Source organism: Emcibacter sp. (genome assembly GCF_048269205.1).
Classification (GTDB): domain Bacteria; phylum Pseudomonadota; class Alphaproteobacteria; order Sphingomonadales; family Emcibacteraceae; genus Emcibacter.
In genome coordinates this window covers 195401-209124 of record NZ_JBLXJC010000003.1, presented here as the reverse complement: position 1 = coordinate 209124, position 13724 = coordinate 195401, and the positions used below count along the sequence as shown (strand labels likewise).

13 protein-coding genes are annotated in these 13724 nt (G+C 57.4%); 10 read left to right on the top strand and 3 right to left on the bottom strand.

The features are described from left to right. Window positions 1-30 precede the first annotated feature (30 nt). Together ACN0YD_RS13295 and ACN0YD_RS13290 are read left to right on the top strand one after the other, a co-directional pair. Window positions 31-777 carry a peptidase gene (locus ACN0YD_RS13295; protein WP_417320561.1) on the top strand — a complete coding sequence of 249 codons (747 nt, stop codon included), beginning with the start codon at window positions 31-33 and terminating at the stop codon, window positions 775-777. Between the two features lie 171 nt (window positions 778-948). After that, window positions 949-1302: a nuclear transport factor 2 family protein gene (locus ACN0YD_RS13290; RefSeq protein WP_417320559.1), complete on the top strand. Its 354-nt coding sequence runs from the start codon at window positions 949-951 to the stop codon at window positions 1300-1302. A 4-nt stretch (window positions 1303-1306) separates the two neighbouring features. On the opposite strand, the gene ACN0YD_RS13285 is transcribed toward ACN0YD_RS13290, so the two are convergent. Beyond that, window positions 1307-1732, bottom strand: a complete 426-nt coding sequence (locus tag ACN0YD_RS13285) for an Lrp/AsnC family transcriptional regulator (RefSeq protein WP_417320557.1) — start codon at window positions 1730-1732, stop codon at window positions 1307-1309. 180 nt (window positions 1733-1912) lie between these two features. Here ACN0YD_RS13285 and ACN0YD_RS13280 point away from each other — a divergent pair, with 180 nt between their 5' ends. Genes ACN0YD_RS13280 through ACN0YD_RS13270 form a run of 3 tightly spaced genes read left to right on the top strand, consistent with a single transcriptional unit; the run spans window position 1913 to window position 4765 of the window. After that, complete coding sequence (locus ACN0YD_RS13280; protein WP_417320555.1) at window positions 1913-2872, top strand: MBL fold metallo-hydrolase; 960 nt, start codon at window positions 1913-1915, stop codon at window positions 2870-2872. Between the two features lie 26 nt (window positions 2873-2898). Then, a complete protein-coding gene (locus tag ACN0YD_RS13275; RefSeq protein ID WP_417320553.1) occupies window positions 2899-4554 on the top strand; it encodes an FAD-dependent oxidoreductase in 1656 nt (551 codons plus the stop codon). Between the two features lie 4 nt (window positions 4555-4558). After that, a complete protein-coding gene (locus tag ACN0YD_RS13270; RefSeq protein WP_417320551.1) occupies window positions 4559-4765 on the top strand; it encodes a DUF2783 domain-containing protein in 207 nt (68 codons plus the stop codon). Here the strand turns inward: ACN0YD_RS13270 and hutI are convergent. Further along, on the bottom strand, window positions 4762-5991 hold the full coding sequence (gene hutI / locus ACN0YD_RS13265; protein WP_417320549.1) for an imidazolonepropionase: 1230 nt from the start codon (window positions 5989-5991) through the stop codon (window positions 4762-4764). The genes ACN0YD_RS13270 and hutI overlap by 4 nt on opposite strands. 76 nt (window positions 5992-6067) lie before the next feature. On the opposite strand from hutI, the gene ACN0YD_RS13260 reads away from it, so the two are divergent. From ACN0YD_RS13260 to hutG, 5 genes are all read left to right on the top strand, one after another. Continuing rightward, window positions 6068-7450: a formimidoylglutamate deiminase gene (locus ACN0YD_RS13260; RefSeq protein WP_417320547.1), complete on the top strand. Its 1383-nt coding sequence runs from the start codon at window positions 6068-6070 to the stop codon at window positions 7448-7450. Continuing rightward, a complete protein-coding gene (hutC, locus tag ACN0YD_RS13255; protein WP_417320545.1) occupies window positions 7443-8162 on the top strand; it encodes a histidine utilization repressor in 720 nt (239 codons plus the stop codon). Before ACN0YD_RS13260 ends, hutC begins: the two co-directional genes overlap by 8 nt. 75 nt (window positions 8163-8237) lie before the next feature. Beyond that, window positions 8238-9911 carry a urocanate hydratase gene (gene hutU, locus ACN0YD_RS13250; protein ID WP_417320543.1) on the top strand — a complete coding sequence of 558 codons (1674 nt, stop codon included), beginning with the start codon at window positions 8238-8240 and terminating at the stop codon, window positions 9909-9911. A gap of 4 nt (window positions 9912-9915) precedes the next feature. Beyond that, window positions 9916-11454 carry a histidine ammonia-lyase gene (gene hutH, locus ACN0YD_RS13245; protein WP_417320541.1) on the top strand — a complete coding sequence of 513 codons (1539 nt, stop codon included), beginning with the start codon at window positions 9916-9918 and terminating at the stop codon, window positions 11452-11454. Beyond that, window positions 11454-12251, top strand: coding sequence for an N-formylglutamate deformylase (gene hutG, locus ACN0YD_RS13240; protein ID WP_417320539.1), 798 nt, complete (start codon window positions 11454-11456; stop codon window positions 12249-12251). The genes hutH and hutG overlap by 1 nt, the downstream gene beginning before the upstream one ends. Here hutG and ACN0YD_RS13235 read toward each other — a convergent pair. Further along, window positions 12231-13709, bottom strand: a complete 1479-nt coding sequence (locus ACN0YD_RS13235) for a cobyric acid synthase (protein WP_417320537.1) — start codon at window positions 13707-13709, stop codon at window positions 12231-12233. The two genes, hutG and ACN0YD_RS13235, sit on opposite strands and share 21 nt — an antisense overlap. Window positions 13710-13724 lie beyond the last annotated feature (15 nt).

Here is a 13724-nt window from a genome sequence, read left to right as displayed (position 1 = left end):
GGGACTGCCGGATAGCGTGAGAAGACCGAAATGACATATTGCGTGGGACTTTATCTTGAAGAAGGCCTTGTAATGCTTGCGGACACCCGCACCAATGCGGGTGTCGACAATATTTCCACCTATTCCAAAACATTCATTTGGGAAAACCCCGGCGAGCGGACCATCACGATGATGTCCGCCGGCAATCTTGCGGTGACCCAGGCCGTGGTCGCCCTTATCGAGGAAGGACTGGTGCCTGAAGAACATCCTGACGGCGACATCCACACGATGTATAATGTACCCACCATGTTCAAGGCGGCCCGGCTTGTGGGTCAGGCGGTACGCCAGGTTTACATTGAAGATGCAGAAGCGATGGAGGCGCAAAACACAACCTTTTCCGCGTCTTTCCTGCTTGGTGGCCAGATCAGGGGGCGCGGCATGCGCCTGTTCCAGGTTTATGCCGCCGGGAATTTCATTAACGCCACGGAGGACACACCCTTCCTGCAGATCGGGGAACATAAATACGGCAAACCGATCCTTGACCGGGCGCTGGACTATGGGGGAACCTCTCTGACGGAAGGGACAAAGCTTGCGCTGTTGTCCATGGATTCCACGATCCGTTCCAATCTGACGGTGGGCTTTCCGCTGGATCTGGTGATTTACCGGAAAGACGAGCTTAAGGTGGGGGTCAAGGTCAGGATCAAGGAGGATGACCCCTATTTCAAGGACCTGTCATCCCGATGGTCAGAGGCTCTGCGCGCCGCCTACCAGGCTTTTCCGTCTCCGGACTGGGCATAAAGTGAATGCCCTATATATATGACCATCCCCACCCGGCGGTGACGGTGGATATTGTTTTATTCTCCTTTCGTAACGATTTGTCTCATGTTCTGCTGGTGCGCCGGCCCCTTTTCACCAAAGCGTCACAGGCCGGTGCTATTTTTCCTGTTTGCAGGCAGGAAAGGAAAGATCATGACCCCTAAGGAACTGGTGATCCAGTGGGTGGAGGCCTTCAATGCCGCTGATGTGGAGCGGCTGGTCGGTCTTTATCAGGAAGAAGCCATCAATCATCAGGTGGCCAATGAGGAAGTGGTGGGCCGGCTCGCCATCGGGCAGATGTTCGAGGAAGAGTTCGCTGCTGTCGACATGACCTGTATCGTGGAAAATATTTTCGAAGACGGCGACTGGGCGATCCTGGAGTGGCGTGATCCATTGGGCCTGCGCGGCTGCGGATTCTTCCAGATCGAGGGCGGGCTGATCAAATTTCAGCGCGGCTATTGGGACAAACTCAGCTTCCTGAAAATGCACGGCTTGCCGATCGAATAGCGGCCTACCGGTCAATCTTGGTGCTCAGCACCAGGGAGGTGGTTGTTTTTTCCACGCCGTCGATGGCGTTGATGTCGTCCAGGGTCTCATCAATCTCACCCATGGTCGGGGCCTTGATGACGGCGATCATGTCATAGGAGCCGCTGACCACATGCAGGCTGCGGATGCGGGCCATTTTCTTCATCTGAATGATGGCGTTTGCCGCATGGCGCTGGTTTATACAGATCATTACATGAGCGGTGATCTGTTGCTGGCGGTATTCCTCATGAAACTTGATCGTGAAGCCGGAAATGATTTTCTTTTCCACCAGCCGGTTTATGCGATCCTGCACCGTGGAACGTGACAGGCCCAGCTTGCGGGCCAGCGAGGCGGTCGGTTCCCGGCTGTCCAGCCGCAGAAGTTCCAGCAGTTTCTCATCTGTCTTATCCATGCCGTTATAATAACGGAAAGGGCGTTGAATTGTCCATAATATATGCGCATTTCATTGGGATTCTCAACACTATATCGCCTGTGCGGCTGTCCCCCGGTATGGGGACAGACAGCGCCAGCTGTGCTACAGTATACTTTCTTCAGACTGGAATGAATTCTGTACAAATCAGGGAAAATACTTATGGCAAAAGCTTTTGCATCCTCGGCCGATCTTGGCGAAAAAGTCGAAAAACTGGAAATACTGGCAGACGGCGTTTATGCCCTGACCGCCGAGGGCGATCCCAACGTGGGCGCCATTGAAGGCGAAGATTTCATTGTCGCTTTTGAAGCCCGGGCAACCCCGGTTGCAGCCCAGGCCTGGCTCAAGCAATTACGCGAACATACAGACAAGCCAATCAAATATCTGGTGCTGTCCCATTATCACGCGGTGCGGGTTCTCGGCGCGGCCGCTTTTGAGGCGGAAAGCATCATCGCCCATGAAAAAACCAAATTCCTAATTGACGAGCGCGGTAAGGAAGACTGGGACAGCGAATATGGCCGTATGCCTCGCCTGTTCAAGGACCCGGACAGCATTCCCGGCCTGACACATCCGGATATCATCTTTAATGATCGTCTGGAAATCGATCTTGGCGGCGATCGGGGCCAGCTTGTGCTGGAATATTGTGGTCGCGGCCATACCGCCGGTGACATCGTCGCCTGGTTGCCGAAACACAAAATCCTGTTTGCTGGTGATCTGATCGAGGCGGAAGCCGCCCTTTATACCGGTGATGCCTTCCATATGGACTGGGCCAGCGGCACTCTGGACAAGATTAAATCTTACGGCGCCGAAGCCATCATGGGCGGACGCGGCACCATTCCGAAAGGACGCGAGGCCTGTGATGCGGCCGTGGAACAGACCCGTGAATTTCTCAAAACCATGATCGACAAGGTGGGTGAGGTGCACAAACGCGGCGGCAGCCTGAAGGAGGCTTTCCAGGCCACCCATGAAGCGCTGGCGCCGAAATTCGGCCACTGGCCCATTTTCGAACACTGCCTGCCCTTTGATGTGCAGCGCCTGTGGGACGAGTTCGACGGCATAGACTGGCCGCGTATCTGGACCGCCGAGCGTGACCTGGAGGTCTGGGACCAGCTGCAGGACTAGTTAAAAGAAAAACAAGGGAGACTTTGATGACTGCGAAAATTCAGCCTGTTTCGCAGGCGGGGATACCTGTCCGCAAGCAATATACCTACCGGCGTCCCGCCGTCCTTGATCAGGGCGGTCGGGAAGAGCTTGAGGTCCTGGTGGTCGGCGGTGGCCCCATCGGCCTGACAGCCGGGCTGGATCTGGCCCGCCGGGGCTATAATGTTGTCATCCTCAACCAGATGGACATTCTGGCTGACGGTTCCAAGGCGATCTGTTTCGCCAAGCAGGTGCTGGATGTTTATGACCGGCTTGGCGTGAATGAGCGGGTCATGGACAAAAGCGTGATCTGGAATGTGGGCAAGGTCTTCTGGGGCGACCGTCCCGATCCAATCTATGAATTCGACATGCTGCCGGTCAAGAACCAGAAAAATCCGGGTTTTGTGAACCTGCAGCAATATTATCTGGAAGAATTTCTGATTGACGAGCTGGAAAGTCTCGACAATGTGGAAATTCGTTGGAAAAATCAGCTGGTGGCGCTGGAACAGGATGACGAGAAGGTAACCGCCACGGTGGAAACGCCGGACGGGACCTATGAAATCGACTGCAAATATCTTATCGCCTGTGACGGCAACAAGTCACCGGTGCGCACCATGCTGGGCCTCGATTTCGAAGGCCGGGTATTTGAGGACAATTTCCTGATTGCCGACATCAAATTCCAGATGGAACGGCCGTCCGAACGCTGGTTCTGGTTCGAGCCCACCTTCCCGGGCCAGAGTGCGCTTTTACACAAGCAACCGGATGATGTCTGGCGGCTGGATTTCCAGGTCGGCTGGGATGTGGACAAGGCCGAAGCCATCAAGGAAGAAAACGTCAGACCCTTCATTCACGGCATGCTGGGCGAGGATGTGGAGTTCGAATGGGAATGGCGCAGCATCTATACCTTCCAGTGCCGCCGAATGGCCCGCTTCCTGCACAACCGGGTGATCTTTGCCGGTGATGCGGCCCATCTGGTCTCCCCCTTCGGGGCCCGCGGCGCCAACAGCGGTGTGGCTGATGTGAACAACCTGGTCTGGAAACTGGATATGGTGCTGAAGGGTGAGGCTCCGGCCTCGCTCCTGGAAAGCTATAACTACGAACAGGTTATTACAGCCGACGAGAATATCCTCAATTCCACCCGCTCCACCGATTTTATCACGCCCAAGTCAGAGGCGAGCCGCAGCTTCCGCAATGCGGTTCTGCAACTGGCGGAGAAATTTGATTTCGCCCGCCCGCTGATAAATTCCGGCCGTTTGTCGACACCGGTGAGCTTCCCGGAGAGTTCGCTGAATACCAAAGACGAGGACAATTGGACGGGCGGAATTGCCCCCGGCTGTCCGGTGCTGGACGCGCCGGTTAATCACGGCAGGGACTGGCTGCAGATCCAGCTCGGTACTGAATTCCTCGGATTGTATTTTGTCGGTGACGACGGATGCAGCGAGGATGTTACAGCGGCTTTCCCGGTGAAAACCCTGGTGGTTGGGCCCGAAGGCGCACGGGGCGTGGATATCGTCGATGATACCGGTCTTGTGGCCGAACGTTACGATGCCGGAACGGGTTCATTTTACCTGATCCGCCCCGATCAGTATGTTGCCGGTCGCTGGAAACAGGCCGACCCTGCAAAAATTCAAGCCGCCCTTAACCGGGCCACAGGCAAGGAGTAGTGTCATGACCCTGAACATGAAGGCTAATATCAAGGATCCCGATTCTTTTTACCATGCCCTGATCCAGGCCCATGAGGGTCTTGGCGATGAGGAAAGCCAGGAGCTCAATGCCCGGCTGATCATTGTGCTGGCCAACCAGGTCGGGGATGCCGAAGTCCTGAAACAGGCGCTGGAACTGGCAAAAACCATGGAGGCTCCGGCAGTTCTTTAGCTCACATCCTGTCGGGCGGGGATTTCCCGACCGTCCTTGACCAGCCGACGGCACTGTAGATTACCGAACTCACAGGCAAAGGCGGCCGGGTGATCGATATCCCACAAGGCGAAATCCGCTGTTGATCCCACCGTCAGGGTGCCCCGGTCATCAAGGCCGAGGGCCCGGGCCGCATTGACGGTGACGCCCCTGAGGCATTCTTCCGGTGTGAGTCCGAACAGGATCGCCGCCATATTCATCATCAGGGGGAGTGACAGGCAGGGGGAGGAGCCGGGATTATGATCCGTGGCAATCGCCATGGGCACCCCGTATTTACGGAACAGCTCGATGGGTGGTTTTTTCTCCTCTTTCAGGAAGTAAAAGGCCCCGGGCAGCAGCACGGCCGCCATGCCCGCTTCCGACATGGCTTTTACGGCCCCTTCCTCAACATATTCCAGATGATCCGCCGACAGCGCCTTATGGCGTGCGGCAAGCTCTGTACCCCGGCAGTCGGATAACTGCTCCGCATGCAGTTTCAGGTCCAGACCGAGGGTACTTGCCGTTTCGAAAATCTTTTCCATTTCCCTGGCGCTGAAGCCGATGATTTCACAAAAACCGTCGACGGCGTCGGCCAGCTTGTCACGGGCGATGGCGGGCAGCATATCGTTGCAAATCAGATCGATATAGGCCTGCCGGTTATCTGCATATTCCGGCGGCAGGGCATGGGCGCCCAGGAATGTGGCCCGGATATCCTGTGGGAAATTGCTGTCCAGTTTTCGGATCACACGGAGCATTTTCAGTTCATTTTCAAGGTCCAGACCATAGCCGGACTTTATTTCCAGGGAGGTGACACCGCCAAGGGTGAGCCTCCTGAGCCGTGTAGCGGCCTTGTCATAGAGTTCCTGTTCGCTGGCGTCCCGGGTGGCCCGGACCGTGGACAGGATACCGCCGCCGGCTCTGGCAATCTCGGCATAAGTCATGCCCTGCTGGCGTTTCTCGAATTCATCGATCCGGTTGCCGCCATAAACCAGGTGCGTATGGCAGTCGATGAAACCGGGTGTCAGGTAAAATCCCTCGCCGTCGCGACGGGGGAGGTCCTTTGGACAGGCCGGGTCCGACCGGCGGCCGACCCAGGTAATTTTGCCGTCCCGGATAGCTAGGGCGCCATCGGCAATCAGGCCGTAAGGGGCCTGTTGTGCCGGATCCAGGGTGACCAGGTTGCAGTTTTCCCAGATTTCGTCCTGCATGGCTTCATCCAATGAATTATTGTTGACTTTCACATTATAACACATAGACTTAACCTGTCTATACAGGTAATGAAAAATGACGGATACTTCTAACTTTTTGATCAGTAAGGCTTATGTGGACGGCCACTGGCAGGACAATCTCCTGCTGGAGGTGGATTCGGCCGGTCTGATTCAGCGCCTCGATCCCTATGACGGGCGTGAGGACGTGGAAAAGATTGCAGGGTTTGTCCTGCCGCCCATGGTCAATGTGCATTCCCATGCGTTTCAGCGGGCCATGGCCGGTCGGGCGGAGTATGCCTCAAGCCGGGAAGACAGTTTCTGGACCTGGCGCGAGGTGATGTATCGCTGTGCCGGACAAATGACCCCCGAGGGTCTTTATCATATTGCCCGGCAGCTATATCTGGAAATGCTGAAGGGCGGTTATGGTGCCGTCTGCGAGTTCCATTACCTGCATCATCATCAGGATGGCATGCCTTATGACAATCCGGCGGAAATGTCGCTGGCGCTGATGCGGGCGGCAGAGGATGTGGGGATTGCCATCTGCCACCTGCCGGTACTTTATATGGCTGGTGGATTTGGAGGGGCGCCTTTGTCTGAGGGTCAGAAACGCTTTCAGCATACGCCCGATGGTTATCAATCTTTCTGGCGGGTTCTGGAAAAGGAATGTGGGCCGAACCAGTCGCTTGGGCTGGCCTTCCACAGTCTTCGGGCAGTGCCGGTGGATGTGATCCGGGAGTTTGAGGATTTTGCGCCGACCGCTCCCCGCCATATCCATATTGCGGAACAGCAAAAGGAAGTTGAAGACTGTCTGATACATAGCGGCAGGCGACCCGTCGAGCTGTTGATGGATCATGTGGAGCTGAATGAAAAATGGTGTCTGGTTCATGCCACCCATCTGGATGACGGGGAAGCCAGGGCTCTGGCGCACAGCAGGGCGGTGGCGGGCCTGTGCCCCACCACAGAGGCCAATCTGGGCGACGGTCTGTTTCCACTGGAAACTTATCTGGGACGTGGTGGACAAATCGCCATCGGCTCTGACAGTCATGTTTCACGGGATATGCGGGAGGAACTCAGGTGGCTGGAATATGGACAGCGGCTGAAAGCAGGCCGGCGCACAGTTTCAGCCAACAAAAAGTCACCTCATTGCGGCAGTCGGCTGTTTGATGCCTGCCTTGAAGGCGGAGCCAAAGTCAGTGGTTTTCATACTGGTAAACTTGCGCCGGGGTACCGCGCGGACCTGATGGTGCTGAAGGAAGATAATCTCACGCTTGCCGGGCTTCCGGACGAACAACTCCTCGACGGTTTTATTTTCAATTCTGGTGAGCCGATGATTGAAGGCGTTATGGTGGGCGGCAAATGGGTGCTCAAAGACGGGCGGCATCCCCAGGAAGATGACATCAACAGAGACTTCCGGCAGGTGATGGATGGCCTGCTGGCAGATCAGGTGACCAATGCATAAAATGGTGGATGAAGTGGGACCCCTATATCAGAAAATCAAAAAGCATATTCTGGAGCGGATTGCCGGCGGTGACTGGGCGCCGGGCAGCCGGGTGCCGTCGGAAAATGAACTGGTGAAACTGTTCGGCGTGTCGCGCATGACCACCAACCGGGCGCTTCGGGAACTGACCGATGAAGGGGTTCTGGTACGGGTCGCCGGTGTGGGCACATTTGTTGCCGAGGTCAAGGCCCAGAGCCATCCGCTGGAAATCCATAATATCGCTGATGAAATCCGTGATCGCGGCCATGAGTACAGCGCCAGGGTTCTGGAACTGGAAGAGGTGCGGGCCGGCACGGAAACCGCCAACTGGATGGAAATGGAGAAGGGGTCGCCGGTCTTTCATTCCCGCATTGTTCATTTTGAACAAGGCCGGGCGATCCAGCTCGAGGACCGCTTTGTCAATCCGGAGGTGGTGCCGGGCTATATGGCCCAAGATTTCAGCCGAATAACACCCTACGAATATCTCATGTCCGAAGCCCCCTTGCTGAAGGCGGAACACGTGGTTCGGGCGGTTATGCCGGACGAGTCTACGCGGCGGTATCTGGAGATGAGTGAGGACGAGCCCTGCCTTCGGGTGGCACGTCGAACCTGGTCAAATGACAGGGTTGTGACCATTGCCCGGCTCTGGCATCCGGGCTCACGATATGAATTGTCAGGTAAATTCAGACCTTAAATCCGTATAGCTTTCGGTCAGAAGGACCTGATGGGGAAATAGCATAACTTAACTTGTATAGACAGGTATAGAAAAATGAACGCAAAAAACGCGAGACTGATCAAGGCCCCGACGGGCACTACCCTGAATGCCAAAAGCTGGGCGACCGAAGCCCCGCTCAGGATGCTGATGAACAACCTGGACCCGGACGTGGCGGAACATCCGGAAGAACTTGTGGTTTACGGCGGTATCGGCAAGGCGGCCCGCAACTGGGATTGTTTCGACGGTATCGTGGACAGCCTGAAATCCCTGGAGGCAGATGAAACCCTGCTGGTGCAGTCCGGCAAACCGGTCGGCATTTTCCGCACCCATGCAGGCGCGCCGCGGGTCTTGATCGCCAACAGCAATCTGGTGCCCCACTGGGCGACCTGGGATCATTTCAACGAGCTCGATAAAAAAGGCCTGATGATGTACGGCCAGATGACCGCCGGTAGCTGGATCTATATTGGTTCCCAGGGCATTGTCCAGGGCACCTATGAAACCTTTGTTGAAATGGGGCGGCAGTCCTATGACGGCAGTCTTTCCGGAAAATGGATCCTGACGGCGGGCCTGGGCGGCATGGGTGGAGCCCAACCGATGGCGGCGACCATGGCCGGCGCATCTATGCTGGCCATTGAATGCCAGTCGGACCGGATCGATTTCCGCCTGCGCACCGGTTATCTCGACGAGCGCGCCGAAACCCTGGACGAGGCCATGGAGAAAATCAACAAGGCCTGTGCCGAAGGAAAGGCCCTGTCCGTGGGCCTGCTTGGCAATGCGGCGGAAATTATTCCGGAAATGGTCAAGCGGGGCATTAAGCCCGATGCGGTTACCGACCAGACCTCTGCCCATGACCCGGTCAACGGTTATTTGCCGCTGGGCTGGACCGTGGAGCAGTGGGAGCGGATGCGCCTGAGCGACCCCAAGACCACGGAGCGCGAAGCTCGCAAGTCCATGGCAATCCATGTGCAGGCCATGCTGGCCTATCATGACATGGGTATCCCCACCTTTGACTATGGCAACAACATCCGCCAGATGGCGCTCGAGGAAGGGGTGGATAACGCCTTTGCCTTCCCGGGTTTTGTGCCGGCCTATGTTCGTCCGCTGTTTTGCCGCGGTGTTGGTCCGTTCCGCTGGGCGGCGCTGAGCGGCAATCCAGAGGATATCTACAAGACAGACCAGAAAGTGAAGGAACTGATCCCCGACAATCCGCAGCTGCACAACTGGCTGGATATGGCGCGGGAGCGCATTCAGTTTCAGGGCCTGCCGGCACGAATCTGCTGGGTTGGGCTTGGTGACCGGCACCGGCTTGGCCTCGCCTTTAACGAGATGGTCAGAAACGGCGAATTGTCGGCCCCGGTGGTGATCGGCCGCGATCATCTGGATTCAGGGTCCGTCGCCAGTCCCAATCGGGAAACCGAGGCCATGAAGGACGGTTCCGATGCGGTGTCCGACTGGCCGTTGTTGAATGCGTTGCTCAACACGGCAAGCGGGGCAACCTGGGTCAGCCTGCATCACGGCGGCGGTGTCGGTATGGGCTTTTCCCAGCATTCCGGGGTTGTGGTGCTGTGTGACGGCACGGACGAGGCGGCGGAGAAAGTCGGCCGGGTACTGTGGAACGATCCGGCTACGGGCGTGATGCGCCATGCGGATGCAGGGTATGAGATCGCCATCGACTGCGCCCGGGAGAAAGGCCTGAAGCTGCCCATGCTGACCGGAACGGGAGACTGAAGCCATGACGTCAACTCTCACTCTTACCCCGGGAAATCTGGGATTTAACGACCTTCGGCGGGTGGTCGCCGACCCCTGCCGGTTGGAACTTTCTGAAGGCGCCTGGAAGGATATTGAACGGTCCCGCGCGGTGGTTGAGGGCATTATTGCCGATCACGATACCGCTTACGGCATTAATACCGGCTTCGGACTTCTGGCCAATACGGGCATCCCGCCGCATCAGCTTGAGGACCTGCAAAGAAACCTGGTCCTGTCCCATAGCTGCGGTGTGGGAAAAGACCTGCCGGACGACGTAGTGCGGCTGATCTCGGTTTTAAAAATTTCCAGTCTTGCCCAGGGCTATTCCGGGGTGCGGCGGGAACTTGTGGAACATCTGATCGCCTTCCATAATGCCGGGCTCATTGCCTGTATTCCGGAAAAGGGGTCGGTCGGTGCCTCCGGTGATCTGGCGCCGCTGGCCCATTATGCGGCGGCATTGTTGGGCGAAGGGTTCATCCGTCTGGACGGGGAACGCCTGCCGGCGCCGGTGGCGCTGGATAAGGCGGGTCTGAAACCGCTTCAGCTCGGGGCCAAGGAAGGACTCGCGATCCTCAACGGCACCCAGGTATCGACGGCGCTGGCGCTTAAAGCGCTTTTTGACATCGAGAAAGTCTTTGGTGCGGCGGTTGTGGCCGGGGCCATGTCCGTCGATGCCCTGAAAGGCAGTGTGGCGCCCTTTGATGACCGCATCCACCGGATCAGGAGACAGGCGGGTCAGCAGGATGTGGCGACCCTTTACCAGCCGTTGCTTGAGGGAAGCGGTATTCTTGCTTCCCATGAAAAATGTTCCAAGGTGCAGGACCCCTACAGCTTGCGCTGCCAGCCCCAGGTCATGGGCGCTTGTCTCGACCTGATGCGGCAGGCCGGGGAAACGCTTTACCGGGAAGCCAATGCGGTGACCGACAATCCGCTGATTTTCTCCCGCGAGGGGGATGTGATCTCGGGTGGTAATTTCCATGCGGAACCGGTGGCCTTCGCCGCCGACATGCTGGCTATGGCGGTCTCGGAAATTGCCAGCATTTCCGAGCGGCGCACGGCCATTCTTGTGGATCCGAAGATGAGCGGCCTGCCCGCCTTCCTGGTGCAGGACAGCGGCCTCAATTCCGGTTTCATGATCGCCCAGGTGACGGCGGCGGCACTGGTCTCGGAAAATAAGACCATGGCCCATCCGTCCAGCGTTGACAGCCTGCCCACCTCTGCCAATCAGGAGGATCATGTCAGCATGGCCACTTATGGTGCCCGGCGTACCGGGGAGATGGCGGTCAATGCGGCCACGGTCGTGGGCATCGAGCTTCTGGCGGCGGCCCAGGGCATAGACTTTCATCAGCCCTATAAGACCTCACCTGCGCTTCAGGTTTATCATGACCTAATCCGCGGAGCCGTGGATTTTTATGACCGGGACCGTCATTTTGCCCCGGATCTGGAAAAAATTACGAGCATGGTGCTGGCCGGGAACTTTGCGGCGGTGGCGCAACGGCTGATGCCCGGGGCGGAGGGGCGTTGATGGAGGACGAGCTTTATCATTTCACGCCCGGGTCCGGCCCGCTTCTGGTCAGTATGCCCCATGTGGGCACGGAAATTCCCGGGGAAATTGCCGGGCAGATGACGGAACAGGCACAGAAGGTCCCTGACACGGACTGGCATGTGGACCGGCTCTATGACTTTCTGGAGGATATGGAACTTCCGGTCCTGAAAGCCCGTTACAGCCGATATGTGGTGGATCTCAACCGGGATGCGGAAGGTGGCGCCCTTTATCCCGGACAAAGCGAGACTGAAGTCTGTCCCACAAGTACCTTTGATCATCTGCCCATTTATAAAAATGCTGTGCCGGAGACAGAAGAGATTTCAGCCCGGATCGGGCTTTACTGGCGGCCTTATCACGATCGGCTCGGACAGGAACTGGAACGCATACGTAATGAATATGGATATGCCCTGCTGTGGGATGCTCATTCCATTCGCAGTCAGGTCCCCAGATTTTTTGACGGGCACCTGCCGGACCTGAATATCGGTACCGGGGCTGGCTCGGCCTGTGCCGATAATATTGCGGATGCCTTGATGGATATCGGTGAGACAAGTAATTACTCAACCGTAATGAATGGCCGATTCAAGGGCGGCTATATCACCCGTCACTATGGAGACCCTTCACGGCATATCCATGCGGTGCAGATGGAAATATCCCAGGTCAATTATATGGATGAGCAGCCGCCCTATGGCTTCCGGGATGATCTGGCCAGGGATCTGAGGCCTGTTCTCCGCGCCATGATGGAAAAATTCATGGCCCTAGCGGGCGGCCGCCAGTAACCCGTCGATATCGAGCCAGTTCTCCATATGGTCGGCAAGGCCATCCAGTAGCCGATCCACCTGTCCCTGATAATTCGTCCCGCCGGTACGGTCTTCCCTGAGTGCACCAAGCCAGGCCGTACGGAAATCGTCATCGGCAAACAGGCCATGCAGGTAACAGCCTTCCACCAGCCCGTCTTTCGAGCGCGCGCCGTCCGGCTCACCTGCAAGCTGCAACAGCGGCCGGTCGCAATCCGGCCCGCTGGTGCGGCCCATATGTATCTCATAGCCGTGTATGGCCTTGTTCAGGGGAAGATGGGTTCCTTTGACCTCCACCAGTTTTTTGTCATTGGTGAAGATGGTTTCAATGTCCAGCAGACCAAGGCCCGTCAAATTGCGGGCCGGACCCTCGAGTCCCTCCGGGTCAGAGAGTTCCCGTCCCAGCATCTGGAAACCGCCGCAAATACCCAGCACCCGCCCGCCATGGCGCAGATGGACGTCAATGTCCCTGTCCCAGCCCTGGGTGCGCAGGAATTCCAGATCGGCGATGGTTGATTTGGTGCCGGGCAGGATGATTACATCGGCGGTGCGGGGCAGGGGCCGGCCTGGCGGAATAAATTCCAGCAACACGTCACCTTCCCCCTTCAGGGGGTCGAAGTCGTCAAAGTTGGAGATACGGCTGAGCATCGGTACGGCAATATGGATTTTATTCTTTTCCCCGGCCGCGGCCTGCTTAAGAACGACGGCATCTTCGGCGGGAAGCCTGCCGGCATCGCGCCAGAAAGGCAGGGTACCGAAACCGCGCCAGCCGGTACGTTCCTCAATGATCCGGTTGCCGTCGTCAAACAGGCTGAGGTCGCCGCGGAACTTGTTGATCAGGAAGCCCGACACCATGGCCCGGTCTTCCGGTTCCAGAAGTTCGGCGGTCCCCACCAGGCTGGCGATCACGCCGCCCCGGTCAATGTCCCCGACTAGCACCACCGGGCAGTCGGCTTCCCGGGCAAAACCCATGTTGGCGATGTCGTTGGCCCGCAGGTTCACTTCCGCCGGACTGCCGGCTCCTTCCACCAGCACCAGGTCGCCGTCGGTCTGCAGGTGACGATAACTGTCCATGACGGCGGCGAGCAGGTCGGCTTTCAGGGTCTGATAGTCTGTGGCCCCGGCGGTGCCGTATATCTTGCCATGGACCACAATCTGGGCGCCCACGTCGCTCTGGGGTTTAAGAAGCACCGGGTTCATATGCACAGTGGGTTCGATCTTTGCGGCCCGGGCCTGAAGCCACTGGGCCCTTCCGATCTCGCCTCCATCTTTCGTCACCGCCGCATTGTTGGACATATTCTGCGGCTTGAAGGGGCGCACTGTGAGGCCGCGGTTATGGAAGACGCGGCAAAGCCCTGCCACCATCAGCGACTTGCCCACGTCCGACCCCGTGCCCTGGAACATCAATGATTTGCCGGATGAATGTTTCTTGATTGTCATACTCTTTCAAATAAA